The sequence below is a fragment of the Pseudomonas shirazensis genome (assembly GCF_050496565.1).
GTDB classification, from domain to species: Bacteria; Pseudomonadota; Gammaproteobacteria; order Pseudomonadales; family Pseudomonadaceae; genus Aquipseudomonas; species Aquipseudomonas shirazensis_A.
On the sequence record NZ_JBNWAE010000005.1, the window covers coordinates 1 to 20,255 of the forward strand.

At 61.9% G+C, this 20,255-nt stretch carries 19 protein-coding genes; 15 read left to right on the forward strand and 4 right to left on the reverse strand.

The genetic code is table 11. The annotated features are described in order from the left end of the window. Nucleotides 1-245: 245 nt before the first annotated feature. Nucleotides 246-1,178: a LysR family transcriptional regulator gene (locus ACQZ2L_RS08990; protein WP_430325732.1), complete on the reverse strand. Its 933-nt coding sequence runs from the start codon at nt 1,176-1,178 to the stop codon at nt 246-248. Between the two features lie 139 nt (nt 1,179-1,317). Between ACQZ2L_RS08990 and argC the strand changes: the two genes are divergently transcribed. Together argC and ACQZ2L_RS09000 are read left to right on the forward strand one after the other, a co-directional pair. After that, the gene (gene argC / locus ACQZ2L_RS08995) at nt 1,318-2,259 is read left to right on the forward strand and encodes an N-acetyl-gamma-glutamyl-phosphate reductase (RefSeq protein WP_430325733.1); all 942 of its coding nucleotides are present in this window, start codon (nt 1,318-1,320) and stop codon (nt 2,257-2,259) included. Between the two features lie 78 nt (nt 2,260-2,337). After that, a complete protein-coding gene (locus tag ACQZ2L_RS09000; protein WP_430325734.1) occupies nt 2,338-3,024 on the forward strand; it encodes a GNAT family N-acetyltransferase in 687 nt (228 codons plus the stop codon). Nucleotides 3,025-3,033: 9 nt separating this feature from the next. On the opposite strand, the gene ACQZ2L_RS09005 is transcribed toward ACQZ2L_RS09000, so the two are convergent. After that, nucleotides 3,034-3,576: an RrF2 family transcriptional regulator gene (locus ACQZ2L_RS09005; RefSeq protein WP_430325735.1), complete on the reverse strand. Its 543-nt coding sequence runs from the start codon at nt 3,574-3,576 to the stop codon at nt 3,034-3,036. A 197-nt stretch (nt 3,577-3,773) separates the two neighbouring features. On the opposite strand from ACQZ2L_RS09005, the gene ACQZ2L_RS09010 reads away from it, so the two are divergent. Next, the gene (locus ACQZ2L_RS09010; RefSeq protein ID WP_430325736.1) at nt 3,774-4,976 is read left to right on the forward strand and encodes an NAD(P)/FAD-dependent oxidoreductase; all 1,203 of its coding nucleotides are present in this window, start codon (nt 3,774-3,776) and stop codon (nt 4,974-4,976) included. A gap of 233 nt (nt 4,977-5,209) precedes the next feature. After that, nucleotides 5,210-6,835, forward strand: a complete 1,626-nt coding sequence (locus tag ACQZ2L_RS09015) for a methyl-accepting chemotaxis protein (protein ID WP_430325737.1) — start codon at nt 5,210-5,212, stop codon at nt 6,833-6,835. Between the two features lie 41 nt (nt 6,836-6,876). Here ACQZ2L_RS09015 and ACQZ2L_RS09020 read toward each other — a convergent pair whose 3' ends face one another. After that, nucleotides 6,877-8,280, reverse strand: coding sequence for a purine-cytosine permease family protein (locus tag ACQZ2L_RS09020; RefSeq protein WP_430325738.1), 1,404 nt, complete (start codon nt 8,278-8,280; stop codon nt 6,877-6,879). 317 nt (nt 8,281-8,597) lie between these two features. Between ACQZ2L_RS09020 and ACQZ2L_RS09025 the strand changes: the two genes are divergently transcribed. The 10 genes from ACQZ2L_RS09025 (at nt 8,598) to ACQZ2L_RS09070 (ending at nt 17,090) form a co-directional block, all read left to right on the forward strand. After that, nucleotides 8,598-9,083: a flavin reductase family protein gene (locus ACQZ2L_RS09025; protein WP_430325739.1), complete on the forward strand. Its 486-nt coding sequence runs from the start codon at nt 8,598-8,600 to the stop codon at nt 9,081-9,083. 96 nt (nt 9,084-9,179) lie between these two features. Continuing rightward, complete coding sequence (locus tag ACQZ2L_RS09030; protein WP_314873677.1) at nt 9,180-10,223, forward strand: LLM class flavin-dependent oxidoreductase; 1,044 nt, start codon at nt 9,180-9,182, stop codon at nt 10,221-10,223. A 350-nt stretch (nt 10,224-10,573) separates the two neighbouring features. After that, a complete protein-coding gene (locus tag ACQZ2L_RS09035; RefSeq protein ID WP_101318873.1) occupies nt 10,574-11,164 on the forward strand; it encodes an amino acid synthesis family protein in 591 nt (196 codons plus the stop codon). 64 nt (nt 11,165-11,228) lie between these two features. Next, nucleotides 11,229-12,062 carry an alpha/beta fold hydrolase gene (locus ACQZ2L_RS09040; protein ID WP_430325740.1) on the forward strand — a complete coding sequence of 278 codons (834 nt, stop codon included), beginning with the start codon at nt 11,229-11,231 and terminating at the stop codon, nt 12,060-12,062. After that, the gene (locus ACQZ2L_RS09045; protein ID WP_430325741.1) at nt 12,059-13,540 is read left to right on the forward strand and encodes an aldehyde dehydrogenase; all 1,482 of its coding nucleotides are present in this window, start codon (nt 12,059-12,061) and stop codon (nt 13,538-13,540) included. Before ACQZ2L_RS09040 ends, ACQZ2L_RS09045 begins: the two co-directional genes overlap by 4 nt. 14 nt (nt 13,541-13,554) lie before the next feature. Continuing rightward, nucleotides 13,555-14,040 (forward strand): flavin reductase family protein, encoded by a 486-nt coding sequence (locus ACQZ2L_RS09050; protein WP_430325742.1) that lies wholly within the window; start codon nt 13,555-13,557, stop codon nt 14,038-14,040. Between the two features lie 102 nt (nt 14,041-14,142). Further along, complete coding sequence (locus tag ACQZ2L_RS09055) at nt 14,143-14,532, forward strand: carboxymuconolactone decarboxylase family protein (protein WP_430325743.1); 390 nt, start codon at nt 14,143-14,145, stop codon at nt 14,530-14,532. 88 nt (nt 14,533-14,620) lie between these two features. Continuing rightward, nucleotides 14,621-15,373 carry a GntR family transcriptional regulator gene (locus ACQZ2L_RS09060; RefSeq protein ID WP_430325744.1) on the forward strand — a complete coding sequence of 251 codons (753 nt, stop codon included), beginning with the start codon at nt 14,621-14,623 and terminating at the stop codon, nt 15,371-15,373. A 2-nt stretch (nt 15,374-15,375) separates the two neighbouring features. Continuing rightward, nucleotides 15,376-15,939: an NUDIX hydrolase gene (locus ACQZ2L_RS09065; RefSeq protein WP_430325745.1), complete on the forward strand. Its 564-nt coding sequence runs from the start codon at nt 15,376-15,378 to the stop codon at nt 15,937-15,939. A 95-nt stretch (nt 15,940-16,034) separates the two neighbouring features. Further along, the gene (locus tag ACQZ2L_RS09070) at nt 16,035-17,090 is read left to right on the forward strand and encodes a tetratricopeptide repeat protein (RefSeq protein ID WP_430325746.1); all 1,056 of its coding nucleotides are present in this window, start codon (nt 16,035-16,037) and stop codon (nt 17,088-17,090) included. Between the two features lie 35 nt (nt 17,091-17,125). On the opposite strand, the gene ACQZ2L_RS09075 is transcribed toward ACQZ2L_RS09070, so the two are convergent. After that, complete coding sequence (locus ACQZ2L_RS09075) at nt 17,126-19,201, reverse strand: ATP-binding protein (protein ID WP_430325747.1); 2,076 nt, start codon at nt 19,199-19,201, stop codon at nt 17,126-17,128. Between the two features lie 250 nt (nt 19,202-19,451). Between ACQZ2L_RS09075 and ACQZ2L_RS09080 the strand changes: the two genes are divergently transcribed. Then, nucleotides 19,452-20,246, forward strand: coding sequence for a CSS-motif domain-containing protein (locus ACQZ2L_RS09080; RefSeq protein ID WP_430325748.1), 795 nt, complete (start codon nt 19,452-19,454; stop codon nt 20,244-20,246). Nucleotides 20,247-20,255: the final 9 nt, after the last annotated feature.

The following is a 20,255-nucleotide window of genomic DNA, read 5'->3' on the forward strand; positions in this document are numbered from 1 at the left end:
AGTCGGTGTAGGAGCGGCCTTGTGTCGCGAAAGGGCTGCGCAGCGGCCCCAGCGATCTCAAACCAGCCCTTTCCGACCGGTCCGGCGCCCCGGCAAGGCCGCTACATTCGACCGCGTAGGTCGTTGGAACGCGGTCACCGTAGGAGCGGCCTTGTGTCGCGAAAGGGCCGCAAAGCGGCCCCGACAATCCAACGACAAGTGCAATTCTAGAATCTCTTGAAAAGGATTGCCCTCACGGCAAGTCCTCACAGAGCGGGATCGGCGTGGCTGCGTATTTTTTGTGTGGTTTGAGATTGGTGGTGCCGCACCCCCTCCAGCGCCGCCAGTACATAGCCAGTAGCAAGCTCCATCTCACCAACCCTGCAAGCAATCCCCAACTGCCGCCACAACCCCGGCCGCAGCGGCCGCCGACTAACTCGTGGATCCAGCGCCGCCACTTCGCCCTCCTGCGGCAACAGCGTCGCACCATACCCGGCGCCTACCAGGCTCTTGATCGCATCATTGAAATTCAGCTCGATGCGCGGCTCAGGAAACAACCCCGCCGCCCCAAACCACTGCGCAATCACTCGCGACAACTGAGTACTGCTGTCGTTGAGAATCAACGCCCGCTGCGCCAGCCAGGCCGGGGTGACCCGCGCTGGCGGGCGCCAGTCGCTGGGCACATAGGCCATGATCGGATCGCGCCGCCACGGCGTAATCTGCACGCCTTTGCCAGCCACCTGCGGCAGTGCCACCAAAGCAATATCCAACCGGCCCTCGCGCAGCCCCGCCAACGACGCCTGCGAGGTCAACACCTGCACCTGCACATCTATCCCCGGATGCTCAACCCGCAGCATCTCCAGCGCCTGCGGCAACAGATGGGCGATGGCGCCAGTCGACGCGCCCAGACGCACCCGCCCAGTCAAGCCCTGCACCTGCCGACGCACTTCCTCCAGGGCCAGCTCGGCGTCTGCCAGCAGCTTTCGCGACCGCGCCAGCAGTGTCTCGCCGATCGCCGTCGGGCGCACCTGACCGCGGGTCCGGCTGAGCAGCGGCGCGCCTACCCGCGCCTCCAGTTCGGCAATGTGCAGGCTGATGGTCGGCGGCGCCAGGTTGAGCTGGCGGGCAGCTTCAGCGAACGAGCCAAGGTCGGCGATGACCACCAGGGTACGCAAACGGTCGAGGCTGATTTCACGCATGGGCTGGATGCAAATAGACTGACACTTAAGCGCTCCCTGATTCAGGATTTCTGAACGTGACCATCATGAAATGCAAATTTCCATTCGTCCAGTCGTGAGCGAGCATAGGCCACTTCCCTTCTTGCACGGACATCGCCCCATGCGCACTCCTCTGGTCTTTATCGACGGCGACCAAGGCACCACCGGCCTGCAGATCCACGCCCGCCTGCACGGACGCAACGACTTGCGCCTGCTGACCCTCGCCGAAGCCGAGCGCAAGGATCCGCAGCGCCGCGCCGAAGCGATCAACAGCGCCGATATTGCTCTGCTTTGCCTGCCGGATGCTGCCGCGGTCGAAGCGGTAGCGGCGATCACCAACCCGGCGGTGCGGGTCATCGACGCCAGTTCCGCCCACCGCACCACCCCAGGCTGGGTCTATGGCCTGCCAGAGTTGAATGCGCAGCAGCCTGAGCGCATCGCCCAGGCCAAGCGTGTGAGCAACCCTGGCTGCTACCCAACCGGGGCCATTGCCCTGCTGCGGCCGCTGATCGAGGCCGGGCTGCTGCCAACCGACTATCCACTGACGGTCCATGCCATATCTGGCTACTCCGGCGGCGGCCGCGCTGCGGTGGAGCGGCATGAACAGCCACGCGCAGAACGCTTGCCTGCGCTGCAGCTGTACGGCCTGGACCTGGCCCACAAGCATGTCCCGGAAATACAGCAGCACGCCGGCCTCAGCGCGCGGCCGGTGTTTCTTCCAGGTTATGGCGATTACCGCCAGGGCATCGTCCTGAGCATCCCGCTGCAACTGCGGCTGTTGCCTGACGGGGTCAATGCTGAACACCTGCAAGCCTGCCTGCAGGCGCATTATCAAGGTGCCCGGCACGTCCAACTGATGCCACTGCACCAGCATGGGCCTGCTGCAGCACTGGACCCAGAGGCACTCAACGACAGCAATGATCTACGCCTGGCGCTGTTCGCCAACCCGGAGCACGGCCAGGTTGTGCTCACGGCGGTGTTCGACAACCTTGGCAAAGGTGCCTCAGGGGCGGCGGTACAGAACCTTGACCTGATACTGGCAGCGTTCGCCGAGCACAGCTGAACCGACAAAACCGAGTAGACTGTCACCCCGCGTTGCCGTTGACGCGGGGTGTTTTAGCCAGCCGGAGCTTTGCCTGCAATGTTCATTCTCAGCCGCCTCGACAGCGTGCCGCCCGAATCCTTCCAGAACCAGATCCGCCAGCTGGTGATCGACCACGTCGGCGAGCTCAGCAGCGTCGCCATCAGCAGTGACAACCCGCTCTACCCACTCTATCAATACGGCGTCGGCCTGGAGGTGCATCATTACCTGCAAGCCATGGACGGCACCCGTGGGCTGGCCGTACAGCTGTTGCTTGCGCTGGATGCCGATGCGCCTGATCAACTGCTGGGCTTCGCGCTCGCCCTGCCGGCTCAGGACAATCCGCAGGCCTGCTCGCTGGCGTTCATGGTGGTGCTGCCCAGCCACCGTCGCCAGGGCATCGCTCGCGCTCTGTTGGCTGACCTGCAGGCTCGCTTCAACTGTGTCGAACTGAATGCCTTTGCAGGGCTGGTGCCCTGGTTTGAAGAAATGGGCATGCAGGTAGTGGCGGCCCGCGGCCCGCAAGTGCTGATGAGCAGCACCGGCCAGGCCAGCGGCGCGCTGATCGGCACCCTGGATATCGCCCCGATCTATGAAACCCTGGAAGTGCGCCAGATTCATGCCTACCTGCTCAAGCAGCAAGGCGAAGACGCCATGATCGAAGCCGAACAGCGCCGCGATGAACACCTGGACGAACTGGCGCTACAGGCCCAGACCTGCGTCAGGCAGCGCCAAGCGGTGCATTGATCGCCCCGCTCAAACCTCGGTCAACGGGATATCGCCGGCGCTGCCCTTGCCCTCGCGGCGCTCGCTCATCCAGTCGTTGAGCTGTTCGCCAAACTGCGCCGGCGCCTTGCGCCCGAAGCGCTGCCCCAGATCAAGGATGCTCTGCTGGGCCAGGGTGTCTTCCATGCGTTTCTGCGCGCTGATCATCACCGCGTGAATTGCGCAGGTGCCTTCGGTCGCCCAGGCCGGTGGCGAACCCTCGAACAGCACACAGCGCTCGCGGATTTCGCGGCAATCGAAAATCTTTTTCGCCCCGTCAATTGCAGTGGCGACGTCCAACACGCTGATCTCGGCCGCCGGCCGCGCCAGGCGAAACCCGCCGCGCACGCCTTCGGTGGCCGCCACCAGGCCGGCGCGAGCCAGCTTGGTAAAGACCTTGGCCAGGTATTCCTGAGGCACCCCCTGCAGCTCAGCCAGATCACGCACGCTGGCTTCGCGGCTCTCACCCTGCTCATCAAGCAACAGCAGCAGGCAATGGATGCCGTATTCAACCCCGGCGCTGTAAAGCGACATATCAATCTCCGACTGGATTAGTCGCAAATAGTACGCCTGTGGCCGCCTGCAGGCAAAGACCGGCTGCTCCGACGCTGATCGCAATCAACAAAACGCTTGTGATTTATAACTACGACCAATAGAGTCGTAGTTATTCGAGCGACAGCAGGATTTTGCTCGATGGTGTCTCGCCCCTCTCAATTACCCGGAGCAACCCCATGAAAACCGACATCCTGATCATCGGCGCAGGCTTCGCTGGCGTATGGAGCGCACTTAGCGCTGCACGCTTGCTCGACCAGGCGCAACGCGGCGAGTTGAGCATCAGCGTCCTCGCCCCTCAGCCGCAGATGCGCATCCGCCCACGCCTTTACGAGGCCCAGGCCCATACCCTGCAGGCGCCTCTGACCGAGCTGTTCGATGCGGTTGGGGTTAAGTTCATCGAGGGTCACGCCCGGGCTATCAACCCGGAAGCACGCCAGGTCAGCTTTGAAGACAGCGCCGGTACCAGCCAACAGATCGGCTATCAACGCCTGATCCTCGCCGCCGGCAGCCAGGTGGCGCGGCCGAACATTGCCGGCCTGGCCGAGTACACCTTCGATGTCGACCAGTTGGAATCGGCCGTGCACCTTGAGCAACATCTGCACGGGCTGGCCGCGCTGCCGGCATCCCCTGCACGCAACACCGTGGTGGTGTGCGGCGGCGGTTTCACCGGCATCGAAACGGCCACGGAAATGCCCGAGCGTTTGCGTGCAATTCTCGGCGCCGACACCCGCTTGCGCGTAGTGGTGGTCGACCGCGGCGCACAGATCGGCGCAGCGCTGGGTGCCGGGATCACCCCCTCGATCGTTGCGGCGTGCAAGCAGGCGGGCGTCGAATGGCTGCCCGGCACCTCGGTGATGGCCGTCGACAGCGGCGGCGTCACGTTGGACAATGGCGACTACATCGCCAGCAAGACAGTGATCTGGACCGTCGGGGTGCAGGCCAGCCCCCTGACCGCACATGTACCCGGCGAGCGCGACGGCCAGGGCCGGCTGCGGGTAGACGAGCATCTCAAGGTCAACGGCCAGGCACACATCTATGCCACCGGCGATGTCGCCTGGGCGGCCGTCGATGAGCTTGGCAACCATGCCCTGATGACCTGCCAGCACGCCATCCCGATGGGCCGCCACGCTGGCAACAACGCCGCAGCAGATCTGCTGGCGCTGACGCCCGTGGTTTACCGTCAGCCCAAATATGTCACCTGCCTTGACCTCGGCGCGTGGGGCGCGACCTTCAGCGAAGGTTGGGAGCGCGAGCTGAAACTGCAGGGTGAGGAAGGCAAGGCAGTCAAACGGCAGATCAACACGCAATGGATCTACCCGCCAGCGGCAGACAGGGCCACCGCGCTGGCCGCCGCCGACCCCGCGATCGCTATCGTCTGAGTGCAATAAAGCTGACAGTTCCGTCAGAAAATGACGGAACTGTCGTAAGTTGTAGTTACATTGAATGACTGGTCAATAATAATGGCACTGTGGCATCATCAAAAAAAACAATCAGTACGATCGAGGAACAACCTCACCCTTTCGCAGCGCATCGAGAGCCCGGCGCCTATCAGGTGACGCGGCTTCGCCGAACCAGCTCTTGACGCCTGCCAGCCATCGTCAAGGAGCTTCCCATGCAATTACGGAATTTGAAGATCGGCACCCGCGCCGCCAGTGTGTTTACGCTGCTGGGCGTGCTGGTGCTGGTCATGGGTCTGTTGTCACTGTACGAAACCCGCCAGATGGACAAGTCTACGGATGAGATCCGCGAGACCTGGATCCCGGCCATGGTTGCCTTGAGCGACGTCGGTACCAACCTGGGCCGCGCCCGCGCCATTACCCTGCGCACCGCACTGGAAACACAGGCAAGTGCCCGCCAAACCAGCATGGCCCTGGTCGACAGCATCAACCAGCAACTGGCCAGCGGTATCAAGGCCTACGAAGCAACCATCGTCGCTGCTGATGATCGCGCCCTGTTCAATACCTTCAGCGCCGCCGAACGCCAGTATCTGGATCAACAGAAGCAGGTACTCGGCTTGATTGTGGCTGGCAAGGCTGACGAGGCCAATGGGTTGCTGACCGGCGCCATGGCGCAGTCCGCCGATGTGATGATGAAAGCCTTGGGCGCTCTGCTCGATTACAACAGCAATGGCGCCGAAGAGGCTTCCCAGCGCAGCAGCGACGTGGCCGACGAGGCGTTTTCGGTGATCGTCGTGTCGCTGTTGATCATCCTCGGTGCACTGATAGCTATCGCGATCCTGCTCACCCGCAGCATCGTCGTGCCCTTGGCTGATGCCGTTGCAGTGGCAGAACGCGTCGCCACCAACGATCTGACCCAGGACATTCGCGTACAAGGCAAGGACGAGCCGGCCCTGCTGCTCGCTGCCCTGGCGCGGATGCAGAGCAGCCTGCGCGATACCCTGCGCAAGATCTCTGCCTCGTCCGACCAGTTGGCCTCGGCCTCCGAAGAACTGCACAGTGTGACCGAAGACACCAGCCGCGGCCTGCATCAGCAAAGTGCCGAAATCGATCAGGCGGCCACTGCGGTCAACCAGATGACTGCCGCCGTCGAAGAAGTCGCCAACAACGCAGTGACCACTGCCGATGCCTCAAAAGGCGCCGACCAGAGCACCCGTGACGGTCGCGATCAGGTCAATCAGGCACTCAGCTCGATCCAGCATCTGGTCGACGACGTCAGCGGCACTTCAACCGAAATCGAACAACTGGCTACCAGTGCCAACGAGATCAGCCGCGTGCTGGACGTGATCGGCGCCATCGCCGGGCAGACCAACCTGCTGGCCCTCAATGCGGCAATCGAAGCCGCCCGTGCTGGCGAAGCTGGCCGCGGTTTTGCAGTGGTCGCCGACGAGGTGCGCGCCCTCGCCCACCGCACGCAGGAGTCCACCGCTGAAATCGAACAGATGATTGCCGGTATCCAGAACGGCACCGAACGCGCCGTGACAGCCATGCACAGCAGCCGCAGCCGCGCCAACGGCACGTTGGAAGTGGCACAGTCAGCCGGCGATGCGTTGGAGGTGATTGCTGAAGCGATTGCCTCGATCAACCAGCGCAACCTGGTCATCGCCAGCGCCTCCGAAGAACAGGCGCAGGTGGCGCGAGAGGTGGACCGCAATCTGGTCAACATCCGCGATCTGTCGATGCAGACCTCGGCGGGCGCCAACCAGACCAGCGCGGCGGCACAGGATCTGTCACGCCTGGCAGTAGACCTGAACGGGATGGTGGCGCAGTTCAAGCTTTGACAACGCAAGGGGGCTGCTGGGCAGCCCCCTTGCTGAGTCTATCAGGGATTGACGCGTAGCGGCTTGCCAGCCCGCTGGGTCTGGCCGCGTGTGGCCAGGCAGTAATACAGCGGGCAGGTCACCAACAAGCCAAACAGCCACGACAAATCGGCACCCTCTACCAGATTCGAGTAAGGCCCGACATACAGCGCGGTATTGGCAAACGGCAGCTGCACCAGGATGCCGGAGGCGTAGGCAATGATCGCGTGGTGATTGAAGCGCCCGTAGATGCCGCCATCGGCACTGAAGATCGAGGCGATGTCGTACACGCCTTTTTTGATCAGGTAGAAGTCGATGAGGTTGATCGACGCCCACGGCACCAGCACCAGCAGCAGTGCCAGGATCAACCCGATGAACTGGCCGATGAAGTCAGCCGACGCGTTCAGCGCAACCAGCCCGCAACCGAGCAGAATCACTGCAGCTAGGATCACCCGTACCTTGATGCTTGGGGTCCACTGAGCCGCGAAGGTCTGGATCGCGGTCACGATCGACAGCACCGCGCCGTACAGGTTGAGGGCGTTGTGGCTGATGATGTTGAGCAGGAACAGCACCATCAGGATCGGCCCCAGCCAGCCAGTGGCTTGTTCCACCGCCGCCATGGCATCAGTGCCTTCCGGCACGCACAGCACCGCAATCGCGCCGAAACTGAAGCACAGAATGGTCCCCAGCGTGGCACCGAAATAGGTCGCCCAGAACGGCTTGGCGATACCGATTTCGCGCGGCAGGTAGCGCGAGTAGTCAGAGGTATACGGCGAGAAGCTGATCTGCCAGATGGTGCCCAGCGACACAGTGGCGATGAAGCCGGACAGGTTGAAGCTGCCACGGCTGAAGAAGTCGGTGGGCAGGTCCTGGACGAACATCATGATGAACCCGGCCAGCAGCGCCGAACCCATGACCCAGGTACCGATGCGGTTGAGGCTGTGAATGAAGCGATAGCCAATCACGCCGATCGCCGTGGCGCTGAGGGCGCCGATCACGATGGCCGTCGGCATCGGTACGCTGGGGGCAATGCCATGGATCGATTTGCCGGCCAGCACGATGTTGGAAATGAAGAAGCCAACGTAGATAAGCGCGGTGAAGAACACGATCAGCAGCGCGCCATAGCGGCCGAACTGGCCACGGCTCTGGACCATTTGCGGAATGCCCAGTTGCGGCCCCTGCGCTGAGGCCAGGGCAATCACCACACCACCGAGCAAGTGCCCGAGGGCGATGGCAATCAACCCCCACAGCAGATTCAAATGAAACACCTGAACCACCATGGCGCCGGTAACGATGGGCAGTGGCGCAATGTTGGTGCTGAACCAGAGGGTGAACAGGTCGCGCGCCTTCCCGTGGCGCTCTGCAGGTGGAACGTAATCGACCGTGTGATTCTCGACAAACTGGTGCTGCGACGACGATTGGGACATAGGAATTCAGCTCGAAAGGGTCGTTTTTATCGTTGTAGGAAACCGCTCATGGCGGCCTCTCAGCTGCGGACCATATTATGGTATTCCAAACTTTTGACAACACTGCGCCGTCCTAAAAATCAGTAACTGATCCGGTTCAGCAACCTTCCTGGTCGACCTAATTTGTCGGCAAGACCACGTATTCAAAGGCTTGGCGCCTTTCATCGTGTTTTTTCCACATGTGTAATTAGCGCTTGCAAAACGGGTATTACGGTATACCATCAGACACATCAACGATAAAAAGCGGACCACCGCTCCCCTGCGAAGAGGATCACTTCATGATCGACGCAACCGTCTACAAGAACGTCCTGGGCTCCTTCCCGTCCGGCGTTACCGTCATAACCACTCTGGACGACGACGGCCAGATCGTCGGCCTCACTGCCAGTGCCTTTTCCTCCCTGTCGATGGACCCGCCGCTGGTGCTGTTCTGCCCTAATTACAGTTCCGACTCCTACCCCGTCCTGATTGCCAAAAAGCGCTTTGCCATTCACCTGCTGTCCGGCGAGCAGCAGGCCGAGGCCTACGCCTTCGCGAAAAAGGGCAAGGACAAGGCCGTCGGCATCGAGTGGACCTTGAGCGAGCTGGGTAATCCCTTGCTGGCCAACGCCACCGCCATCATCGAGTGCGAACTGTGGCGCGAATATGAAGGTGGCGACCACGCCATCATGGTCGGCAAGGTGCAGAACCTGATCGTGCCTGAGCAAGCGCCACAGCCGATGATCTACTGCCGCGGCAAGATGGCCAGCCTGCCTGCCTTCGCCTGAGCACTGCCTATTCTGTCTACGGATGCCAGGCGCATCCGTTGTGATCACTGACGCCTGCCCTGCCAGGCGCGACATTCAAGCGTTGAGGAATGCCCCATGAAATTTTCGTTGTTCGTGCACATGGAACGTTGGGATGAACAGGTCAGCCACCGCCAGTTGTTCGAAGACCTCACCGAACTGACCCTGATGGCCGAGGACGGCGGTTTCAGCACCGTGTGGATCGGCGAACACCACGCCATGGAATACACCATTTCGCCCAGCCCGATGCCGCTGCTGGCTTACCTTGCCGCACGCACCGAGAAGATTCGCCTGGGCGCCGGCACCATCATCGCGCCGTTCTGGAACCCGATTCGGGTAGCCGGCGAATGCGCCCTGCTCGATGTGATCAGCAACGGGCGGATGGAAGTTGGCCTGGCCCGTGGCGCCTACCAGTTCGAGTTCGACCGCATGGCCAATGGCATGCCCGCTACCGAAGGCGGCAAGGCCCTGCGTGAAATGGTCCCGGCGGTCCGCGAATTGTGGAAAGGCGATTATGCTTTCGAAGGTGAGGTGTACAAATTCCCCACTTCGACCAGCGTACCCAAGCCAGTCCAAAGCGGCATGCCGCCGATGTGGATTGCCGCACGTGACCCAGACTCGCACAACTTTGCCGTGAAGAACGGCTGCAACGTCATGGTCACCCCGTTGATGAAGGGTGACGAAGAAGTGCTCGATCTGAAAAACAAGTTCCAGGCCGCGCTCGACAACAACCCGGACGTGCCACGCCCGCAACTGATGGTGCTGCGCCACACCCACGTGCACAGCGCTGCCGAGCCAGATGGCTGGAAGATCGGCGCCAAGGCGATTGCGCGTTTCTACCGCACCTTCGATGCCTGGTTCGGCAACAAGACCGTTCCGGTCAACGGCTTCCTCGAGCCGAGCCCGGAGTCGAAGTTTGCCGAAGTGCCCGCCTTCGAGTTGGACAACATCCGCAAGAACACCATGATCGGCACGCCTGAAGAAATCATCGCGCGGATCAAGTACTACCAGGAACTGGGGGTCGACGAGTTCAGCTTCTGGTGTGACAACAGCTTGCCGCATGCCGAAAAGAAGAAGTCGCTTGAGCTGTTCATCAAGGAAGTGGTGCCGGCTTTCAACTGAATTCCCATTACCTGAATTCATTGCGGGAACAGCCCGCTCCTGCCTGCGCGGGGGCGGGCATTTTTTTGCCCGCATGGCTGGAAATCGGCGCTCCCAGCCCCTGCGCGGCGGTCCGGTGTTCCGGTAAACCCCACAGAAATAGCGCCAAGTCTGCATTCAGCGCTGTACCTGGGGGAGCGGGCTTGCCCGCGAAGGGGCGCAAAGCGGCCCCGCACTGCCGCGAACAGGCCAGCCCTGACAAAGCACCTTTCGTCCCCCTCAGGCGATAAATTTACAGCGGCCTCTTGCACTACAAATATTATGGTATACCATCAGACAACAAGACCAGATACCTTTGACAGGAGCCACCCATGAGTTTCGAAATCCGCAAGATCGTCACCTACTCCGAAGAGACCCGCATCGAAGGCGGCAAGGCCACCGACAAGCCGGTGACCATGGTCGGCCTGGCTGTGGTGATCAAGAACCCATGGGCGGGTCGCGGTTTCGTTGATGATCTGAAGCCGGAAATCCGTGCCAATTGCTCCGACCTCGGTGCCTTGATGGTCGAGCGCCTGATTGCTGCCATCGGCGGCGCGGACAAGATCGAGGCCTACGGCAAAGCAGCGGTGGTCGGTGCTGATGGCGAGATCGAACACGCCTCGGCGGTGATCCACACCCTGCGCTTTGGCAATCATTACCGCGAAGCGGTACAAGCCAAGAGCTATCTGAGCTTCACCAACAAGCGTGGCGGCCCAGGCACCTCGATCCAGATCCCGATGATGCAGAAGGACGACGAAGGCCTGCGCTCGCACTACATCACCCTGGAAATGCAGATCGAAGACGCACCACGTGCCGACGAGATCGTGGTGGTACTGGGCGCCGCTGACGGCGGCCGCCTGCACCCGCGCATCGGCAACCGTTACATCGACCTCGAAGAACTGGCAGCCGAAAAAGCTCAATAACAATTAGATCAACGGGCCGGGGCGTGCGCACAGCGCCACGCCTCACGCTCAAGGAGCGCCCTCGATGATTCAGCCTGTTGCTGAACGCACACCCGCCGGCACCAGCTATCTGGTGACTGGCCAAGGCCAGCCTGTGGTCCTGATCCACGGCGTTGGCCTGAACAAGGAAATGTGGGGCGGCCAGATCGTCGGCCTCGCCACTGATTACAAAGTCATCGCCTACGACATGCTCGGCCACGGCCAGAGCCAGTTGCCTGCCGCCGACACCCCACTTGAAGGCTACGCCGCGCAACTGGCCGAGCTGCTCGACCATCTGCAGATCGCCCAGGCCACGGTTATCGGCTTTTCGATGGGCGGCCTGGTGGCACGGGCCTTTGCCCTGAATTATCCGCAGCGGTTGTCGGCCCTGGTGGTGCTCAACAGCGTGTTCAACCGCTCGCCCGAGCAGAGCGCCGGGGTCATCGCCCGCGCGGCACAAGCGGCCGAGCTGGGCCCGGACGCCAACGTCGACGCCGCCCTGGAGCGCTGGTTCAGCCGCGAGTACAAGGCCGCCAACCCGGCTCAGGTCGCCGCGATCAAGCAGGTCCTGGCCAGCAATGACCCGCAGGGCTACCACACCACCTATTCGCTGTTCGCCACTCAGGACATGTACCGCGAAAGCGACCTGGGCAGCATTCAGGCACCAACCCTGATCGCCACCGGCGAACTCGACTCCGGCTCCACTCCGGCCATGACCCGCCAGCTCGCCGCACGCATTCCCGGCGCACACTGCGTGGTCCTCGCCGAACAACGGCATATGATGGCAGTAGAAGCGCCGCGTGAAGTCAACAAGATGCTGCTGGACTTCCTCAGTCAAGCGCGCACCCTCACCGAATCCGCCAAGGGGATAGTTGCATGACCCTCGTTCGTTTCCAGATGTGCATCGATGGCCAATGGTGCTATGCCCAGAACGGCAAGACTTTCGACAGCCTCGACCCGGCCACCGCGCAGGTCTGGGCGCAACTGCCCGACGCCGACGAAGCTGATGTCGAGCTGGCCGTGCAGTCGGCTCAGCGCGCCTTCGACAGCAAGGCCTGGCGTGGCCTCACCGCCACTGCGCGGGGCAAATTACTGCGCCGGCTTGGCGACCTGATTGCTGAGAACAAAGAGCACCTGGCCCAGCTGGAAAGCCGCGACAACGGCAAGCTGATCCGCGAAACCCGCGGCCAGGTCGGTTATCTGCCAGAGTTTTTCCACTACACCGCAGGCCTGGCCGACAAGCTCGAAGGCGGCACCCTGCCGCTGGACAAGCCTGACCTGTTTGCCTACACCGTGCATGAGCCGATGGGCGTTGTTGCCGGGATCATCCCCTGGAACAGCCCGCTGTACCTGACAGCGATCAAGCTGGCTCCGGCGCTGGCCGCAGGTAACACTATCGTCCTCAAGCCGTCCGAGCACGCCTCGGCGACCATTCTCGAGCTGGCCCGCCTGGCCCTTGAGGCCGGTTTCCCACCTGGCGTGGTCAACGTCGTCACCGGTTACGGCCCAAGCACTGGTGCTGCCCTCACCCGCCATCCGCTGATCCGCAAGATCGCCTTCACCGGCGGCGCTGCGACTGCCCGCCATGTGGTGCGCAGCAGCGCCGAGAACTTCGCAAAACTGTCGCTGGAGCTGGGCGGCAAGTCGCCCAACATCATCTTTGCCGACGCCGACCTGGACAGCGCCATCAATGGTGCAGTGGCAGGCATTTATGCTGCCTCCGGGCAGAGCTGCGTTGCAGGCTCGCGGCTGCTGGTGCAGGACGAAATCTACGACGAGTTCGTTGCACGGCTGGTCGAGCGGGCCAAACGCATCCGCATCGGCAATCCGCAGGACGAGCAGAGTGAAATGGGCCCGATGGCCACCGCCCAGCAACTGGCAGTAGTCGAAGGCCTGGTCGCTGCAGCCTGCGCCGAAGGGGCCAAGCTGCGCATGGGCGGCAAACGTGCCGAGGTCGAAGGCGATGGCTGGTTCTACGAGCCAACCCTGTTCGAGTGCGACAGCAATTCGCTGAAGATCATGCAGGAAGAAGTATTCGGCCCGGTCGCAGCAGTGATCCGTTTCAAGACCGAAGAAGAGGCTCTGGCGATCGCCAACGACTCGCAATTCGGCCTGGCAGCAGGTATCTGGACCCGCGACCTGGGCCGCGCTCACCGGCTCGCCCGTGACGTGCGCTCGGGGATCATCTGGGTCAATACCTACCGCGCAGTCTCGGCAATGGCGCCGATCGGCGGCTTCAAGAACAGCGGCTACGGCCGTGAAAGCGGCATCGATTCGGTGCTGGCCTATACCGAGCTGAAGACCGTGTGGATCAACCTGTCCACCGCGCCCATGCCCGACCCCTTCGTGATGCGCTAAGGAGCACTGCCAAGATGATCGAACCTGGCATCTACAAAGACGTGATGGGCTCGTTTCCCTCGGGCGTCACGGTCGTAACCACGCTGGACGCCGACGGCGGCATCGTCGGCATCACGGCCAGTGCCTTCAGTGCGCTGTCGATCGAGCCGGCGCTGGTGTTGTTCTGCCCCAACTACGCCTCGGACACCTATCCGATCCTGCGTGACAGCAAGCAGTTTGCCATTCACCTGCTCTCGGCCGGGCAGACCGCCGAAGCCTATGCCTTTGCCGGCAAGGGCAAAGACAAGGCCAAGGGCATCGAGTGGCAGCTGAGCGAGCTGGGCAACCCGCTGTTGACCAAGGCCACCGCGATCATCGAGTGCGAGCTGTGGCGCGAATACGATGGCGGCGATCACGCGATCATCGTCGGCGCGGTGAAAAACCTGGTGCTGCCGGCCGAGCCGGTGACGCCGATGGTCTACCATCGAGGCAAGCTCGGCGCCCTGCCGCCACTGGGCTGAGCTGACCTGCCAACGCGCTGCATGGCGCAGCGCTGACTATTTTTGGGGGTCGCGGCGAACTTCACCCTCGTTCGCGCCCCCGTTTTATTGCGGAGCACTGCCATGAGCAACGACAAGTATCAAAAAGGCCTGGAGATCCGCACGCAGGTGCTGGGCGAAGCGTATGTCAACCGCTCGCTGCAGAATGCCGATGACTTCACCAAGCCGCTGCAGGACCTGGTCACCGAGTACTGCTGGGGGCATGTCTGGGGCCGTGATGGTTTGTCGCTCAAAGAGCGCAGCATGATAAACTTGGCAATGATTTCCGCGCTCAATCGGCCCCATGAGCTTAAGCTGCACATCCGCGGCGCCTTGCGTAATGGCCTGAGCCGTGAACAGATTCGCGAGATCCTGCTCCAGGTCGGCATTTATTGCGGCGTGCCAGCGGCGGTAGACAGCTTTCGGCTGGCCCGCGAGGCATTTGCCGAAGCCGACGCGGAGTCAACCCGTTAACAGCGGGCTGTTCGAACCACTGCAAGGAGCGCCCCGGTTCGTGGTGCTTCGCGAGGTTGGCGCAACAGCCTCATAAAGAGCGCACCTGATGAAACGCCAGCCACTCGACGACAGCTTCAAGGTCAACCGCAACCCCGTCACCCTGCGCGAGATCGTGCTCGACAAGCTGCGCAACGCGATCATGAACTTTCACCTGTTACCGGGTGATCGCCTGGTCGAGCGCGACCTGTGCGACCGCCTCGGCGTCAGCCGCACTTCGGTCCGCGAAGCGCTACGCCACCTCGAATCCGAGGGCCTGGTCGAGTTCGCCGACGCCAAGGGCCCGCGGGTCGCGATCATCACCCTGGAAGATGCCCGTGACATCTACGAGCTGCGCTGCGTACTCGAGGGCCTGATCGTCCAGCTGTTCACCCTCAACGCCAAGGCCAAGGACATCCGCGCCCTCGAGCGTGCGCTCGACGTCAACCGCGAAGCCCTTGAAGAAGGCGAGTTGCAGCAGGTCATCGACTCGGTGCAAGGCTTCTATGACGTGCTTCTGGAAGGCTCCGGCAACCACGTCGCGGCCACCCAGTTGCGCCAGTTGCAGGCGCGCATCAGCTACCTGCGGGCGACCTCGGTGTCGCAACAGAACCGCCGTGGCGCCAGTAACAAGGAAATGGAAAAGATCGTTGCGGCGATCAAGAGTGGCGATCCGCTGGCCGCACACCAGGCCTCGGTCGACCACGTCCGCGCTGCTGCTGCAGTGGCGCTGGACTACCTGCGCCAGAAGCAGGATGACAACACCAAGGTGCGCGAGATCGTTGCGCCCCTGGCCCTGAAGGACCCTCGCATAGGCCGCTGACCATGCCCAACGCCCCGCGCTACTGCCCGCACTGCACCACCGAGCTTGCCCGGGGCGTTCCTTCCGGTGATACCCACGAACGCCTGTACTGCGGCGCTTGTGGCTACATCCATTACATCAACCCGAAAATCATCGCTGGCTGCATCATCGAGCGCGATGGCAAGTACCTGTTGTGCCAGCGCGCGATCCCCCCGCGCCCTGGCACCTGGACGCTGCCGGCAGGCTTCATGGAAGCCGGCGAAACCACTGAACAGGCGGCACTGCGTGAAGTCTGGGAAGAAACCGGGGTACAGGCCGAAATCGTCTCGCCGTACTCGATCTTCAGCGTGGCCAAGATCAGCGAGGTGTATATCGTCTTCCGCGCCATCGCCACCGCTGAAACCGGCGTATTCGGTGCCGAGACCCTCGCCTACAAGTTTTTCGAGCCTGACCAGATCCCCTGGGACGAGATCTACTATCCGGCCATCCGGCAGATTCTCGAGCGCTATATCCTTGAGCGTCAGGCCGGTGTGTATGGGATCTACATGGGCAATGACGACACCGGCAAGGTGCACTTCATTCGCTGAGCGCGGTAACGCGTAGCCAGGCTGAGCGCCCTCGCGCATTGCATTTAGGCAGCGCCTGGCCCAAGCTCAGAGGTTCCTGACCACCGGACCTGCCAATGCCCAGACACCGCCTGTACCTGATCGCCGTGCTCGCTTTGATCCTGGTATCGGCCACCCTCGGCTACTGCTCGCGTAACGTCGAAATCACTGCCCCGGCGGTCGCGCCGCACAGCTATGGCAAAGCGCTGCGCCAGGCCCACGACGGCCTGCCTGGCGCAGCGCGGGTGCTCTATCAGCAACTGCAGCGTGATGATCTGGCGCCGATCCGGCGCGCTGCGCTGTATGCCGAATTGCCCAACTACCCCTCACCCAAAGCGCTGGAGCTGGCCAGACTTGACCTGCAACACGATGAGCCAATGGTGCGTCGCGCCGCTATCGAGAGCATTCGCCGGCTGTTGCCCGCCGCGCAGCGCAGCCTGGTGCTTGGGCCGATGCTGGACGATGACGAGCAAAGCGTGCGTTTCGCGGCCGTAGATGCCCTGCTCGGCCTCGATCCGGACGCCATTGGCTTGTATTTCGGGCCCTTGCAGCAAGCACTTGAAGCCTACCAGCAAGCACTGATGGCGCAACCGGAAGACAGCGCCGCGCAAGTGCATTTGGCCCGGTTGTACCTGCATGAGGCTGATTACGCCCAGGCCGCCCTGGCCCTGCAGCGCAGTCTGCAGCTGAACCCGCAAAACCTGGACGCCCTCGCCGTCCAGGTGCGCCTGCTCGAACGCCAGGGCCTGCACGACGAGTCTCGCCAGGTATTGGCCAAAGCGCTCGTTTTGCAACCAGACTCGGCCTTTTTACAGCACGATCTGGGCCTGTGGCTCAATCGCCACCAGCAAACCGAATATGCCTTGCTGGCGTTTGCCCGGGCGGTTGAGTTGGAGCCGGAAAACACTGACTACCGCTACGTGCTGGCGGTTACCTTGCATCAGCTCGAGCAGGTTGAAGCCGCGCAGAAGCAACTGCAGACCATCCTCGACCGGCAGCCCGCCAATCGCAAGGCGCGGGTGTTGTTGATCCAGTACTGGAAAGAGACCGGGCAATTGCAGAATGTTCAGGTACTGCTGGCTGAGCTCGAGCGTCAGAATCCGGACGACCCGATTCTACAGCAAGGCTTGTAGCGTCCCCGCTCTGCGGGTTGTTGCCAGGTGGTAACTCATCCCGCTTCGACCAGCATGCTCTGCACTTGAGCAACCAGCCGTGCCAGCGAGAACGGCTTGAGCATCAGGCCCGTACCAGGCTGGTCGAGCAAAGCCTGTTCGATCGGGTGCTCGCTGTAGCCGGTAATGAACAGGATCTTCTGCTGGGGTTTCAGCAAACGCATTGCCTGCGCCACCTGGCGACCACTGGAGCCGCCGGGCAGGCCAATGTCGGTGACGACAAGGTCGAAGCTGCCATCGTGGCGGAATTTGCTCATGGCACCCGTGGCATCTGCCACATCAACCACCTCGAAGCCCTGCTCGAGCAGTGCTTCCTTCATTAACTTGCGCAAGCCGTTTTCATCATCGATCAGCAACAGGCGCCGACCGTTAGCAGGCTCCATCAGCACTGGTGGCAGTGGCGTTGCCAACGGCTCGACAACTTGCAGACAACGCGGAAACATCATGGTCACACGGGTCCCTTGCTCCAAGGTGGACTCGAGCCATACATGGCCCCCTGACTGGTGAACAAAGCCGTAGACCATCGGCAGTCCTAGCCCAGCACCGCGCCCTGCAGGCTTGCTGGTGAAAAATGGCTCGAACACACGCGGGATGTCTTCGCTGGCAATACCTTGACCATTGTCTTCCACCTGAATGGCCAGATAATCACCTGCCTCTAGCCCTCCCAGGGCTCGCTCATCATCCTCCAGCCGTTGGTTGAAACTGCGGATGGTTACTGTGCCGGCAAAGTTGCAGGCCTCGCGGGCATTGGTGCACAGGTTGACCAGCGCGTTTTCCAGCTGCCCCGGGTCTACCAGAATCGGCCAGGCATCGTTATCCAGATGCCATTCAAGCAGCATCTCCGGGCCCAATGCCTGCAACAGCAACTGCCCACACGCCATCATCGCAGGGGTACTGTTGAGTGGACGCGGCGACAGGTGCTGCCCACTGGAAAAGGCCAACAACTGATGCGTCAGGCTCATTGCACGCTCAACCGAACCGCGTGCCAGCTCTACATAGCTGGCGATTCGCTCGGGCTGCCCCTGATCGATACGCCGTTGCAGCAATTCCAGGCTGCCGCCGATGCCTGAGAGCAGATTGTTCATTTCATGGGCCACGCCCCCTGCCAGCTGACTCACCACAGTGACACGCTGGTTGTTGCGCAGTAGCGCTTCGGAACGACGCATGGCGTTTTCACGCTCTTGGTTGATGTCACTGCCCACTGCGGTAAGAAACCGGCCGTCGCGCCGAGCGCTCCAACGGATCCAGCAATAGTGACCGGCATTGTGGCGCACTCGGCTCTCGAGCTCGCGCACGCCTGGGCCGTGCAGCACGTCCAGCGCGACCTCGGCGACGTCACGCCGATCGGAAGGGTGTAACAGGTCGGTGATGGTCATGCCGACCATCTGCGCCAGGCTCCAGCCCAGCATACGCTCGAATGCAGGGTTGACAGCGTGCAGGCGCAAATCAAGGGTAACCATGATCATCGCCTCACTGGATAACGCCCAGATGCGCTCGCGATCGGCTTGATACTCGGCAATCCGCTGCTCGAATCGCTCGGTCAGGTCACGCCACTCACCCAGCGTTGCAACGCTGGCAGTAGCGTTGATCACGGTGTGCAGAAAGCCCGCGACGCGTGCCTGCTCGTCTCGGATCGGCGTATAACCCAGGGCGGACCATACATTGCCTGCCTCGGTGTCAGCTGCGACCAGGATGGGCGCATCACCCACAAAGCTTGCTTGCCCCTCGAGCGCCTTGAACACAGATGGCCCGACTTGCGCCCAGTGTTTGCGCCACATCTGCTCGAAGCTAGAACCCAAGCCTGGCGCGGCTGTGCCGGTCACGTCAGCGTAAGCTGCGTTATGGATGACCGTCATACTGTCGCCCCAGACCAGGGCAGCCGGGAACGGGGACGCGAGCATGATGTCCACGGCGTGCCGCAGCGAGGGTGGCCATTTCGCCAGGACACCCAAAGGCGTGTCGCCCCAATTGAACACGCGGATGGCCTCGGCAAACGGATCCGTCGGCTTCCAGCTGGGTTCGACATGGAGCACCTGCAACTCGGTATTGGATGACTTGCCCTTGGCGACCACTGTCTTGATTCCTTGACGTCGGCTGACTGACTAGCACGCATGATCTGCTGGAAGTTAATCCACTGCAATGGCGCAATGTTCGTGACAAGCAGGAGACATCTGGCACTACACCACTCCGGACTCTCACAGCGTAGCTGCTGTTTCCACCAGGCTGAATCGACATAAGCCTACATCGGCGGTGTCCCGCCCTACGTACTCTGGTCTGCCAGTTGTCCAGACGCGGACAGCACCAGAGGGAAGGATAGTGCCGATGTCAAAACTCATGCACACGGGGCGTAGTTTGCTGGAGCTGCTGCTGGTCTCGGCGGTCGGCCTGATACCGATGGTTTCCGGGCTGACGGTGATGTTCTATCAGCTTGAACGCAAGCTTGACGAAAACGCGCGCATATCGGCCCATGAGGCGCTGTTCGCCATCGATCGACGCCTGGATAGCCTGTTGCTCACGGCCAATACCGCCAGCCAGTACAGTGGCCAGGCCTGTGACAACGTCGTCGAGCAACTGCGCAAGATTACCGCCAGCGACCCGCGGATCCACTCACTGGAGTTGACCAAGGATGATCTGGCGTACTGCAGTACCTTGCCCACGATCATTCCGCATCACATCGACATCACCGCCGGGAGCACTGTCAGGCTGAATTTCGACTCGCCTACAACGCCCAATGGCGTCATGGTCGAATATCGGCTGGCGAACGATGGGCCAGGCATCATTGCCACCAGCTATGGTATTGAGCTGCGCAGAGAACTGCAGGGCTTTCAGGATGGCCTGGTGTTGGTACTGGAATTCGAGGATGCGTATCTCTGGAGCCAAGGCGACAGCCGCGATCCACAACGACCTTCGCAGAGCGAGTTTTTCCGCAGTGTGCCATCGACGCGACATGACTATCGTGTAAACGTCGGCTACCCCCAGGGTTACACGCTGGCAGAGGCACGCCTGCTGATGGTTCAGGTCCTGCCATCGCTGACGCTGGTAGGGTTGCTGACGGCCGCCATTACCTACTGGGGCATATTCCGCGCTCGCCGCAAGCGGGAGCGCACCACTGCCTGAAGCACAAGC

Excerpts from the sequence above, each read along its gene's own strand:
- ACQZ2L_RS08990 (WP_430325732.1), bottom strand. The coding sequence starts at position 1,178 with ATGCGTGAAATCAGCCTCGACCGTTTGCGTACCCTGGTGGTCATCGCC.
- argC (WP_430325733.1), top strand. The coding sequence starts at position 1,318 with ATGCGCACTCCTCTGGTCTTTATCGACGGCGACCAAGGCACCACCGGC.
- ACQZ2L_RS09000 (WP_430325734.1), top strand. The coding sequence starts at position 2,338 with ATGTTCATTCTCAGCCGCCTCGACAGCGTGCCGCCCGAATCCTTCCAG.
- ACQZ2L_RS09005 (WP_430325735.1), bottom strand. The coding sequence starts at position 3,576 with ATGTCGCTTTACAGCGCCGGGGTTGAATACGGCATCCATTGCCTGCTG.
- ACQZ2L_RS09010 (WP_430325736.1), top strand. The coding sequence starts at position 3,774 with ATGAAAACCGACATCCTGATCATCGGCGCAGGCTTCGCTGGCGTATGG.
- ACQZ2L_RS09015 (WP_430325737.1), top strand. The coding sequence starts at position 5,210 with ATGCAATTACGGAATTTGAAGATCGGCACCCGCGCCGCCAGTGTGTTT.
- ACQZ2L_RS09020 (WP_430325738.1), bottom strand. The coding sequence starts at position 8,280 with ATGTCCCAATCGTCGTCGCAGCACCAGTTTGTCGAGAATCACACGGTC.
- ACQZ2L_RS09025 (WP_430325739.1), top strand. The coding sequence starts at position 8,598 with ATGATCGACGCAACCGTCTACAAGAACGTCCTGGGCTCCTTCCCGTCC.
- ACQZ2L_RS09030 (WP_314873677.1), top strand. The coding sequence starts at position 9,180 with ATGAAATTTTCGTTGTTCGTGCACATGGAACGTTGGGATGAACAGGTC.
- ACQZ2L_RS09035 (WP_101318873.1), top strand. The coding sequence starts at position 10,574 with ATGAGTTTCGAAATCCGCAAGATCGTCACCTACTCCGAAGAGACCCGC.
- ACQZ2L_RS09040 (WP_430325740.1), top strand. The coding sequence starts at position 11,229 with ATGATTCAGCCTGTTGCTGAACGCACACCCGCCGGCACCAGCTATCTG.
- ACQZ2L_RS09045 (WP_430325741.1), top strand. The coding sequence starts at position 12,059 with ATGACCCTCGTTCGTTTCCAGATGTGCATCGATGGCCAATGGTGCTAT.
- ACQZ2L_RS09050 (WP_430325742.1), top strand. The coding sequence starts at position 13,555 with ATGATCGAACCTGGCATCTACAAAGACGTGATGGGCTCGTTTCCCTCG.
- ACQZ2L_RS09055 (WP_430325743.1), top strand. The coding sequence starts at position 14,143 with ATGAGCAACGACAAGTATCAAAAAGGCCTGGAGATCCGCACGCAGGTG.
- ACQZ2L_RS09060 (WP_430325744.1), top strand. The coding sequence starts at position 14,621 with ATGAAACGCCAGCCACTCGACGACAGCTTCAAGGTCAACCGCAACCCC.
- ACQZ2L_RS09065 (WP_430325745.1), top strand. The coding sequence starts at position 15,376 with ATGCCCAACGCCCCGCGCTACTGCCCGCACTGCACCACCGAGCTTGCC.
- ACQZ2L_RS09070 (WP_430325746.1), top strand. The coding sequence starts at position 16,035 with ATGCCCAGACACCGCCTGTACCTGATCGCCGTGCTCGCTTTGATCCTG.
- ACQZ2L_RS09080 (WP_430325748.1), top strand. The coding sequence starts at position 19,452 with ATGTCAAAACTCATGCACACGGGGCGTAGTTTGCTGGAGCTGCTGCTG.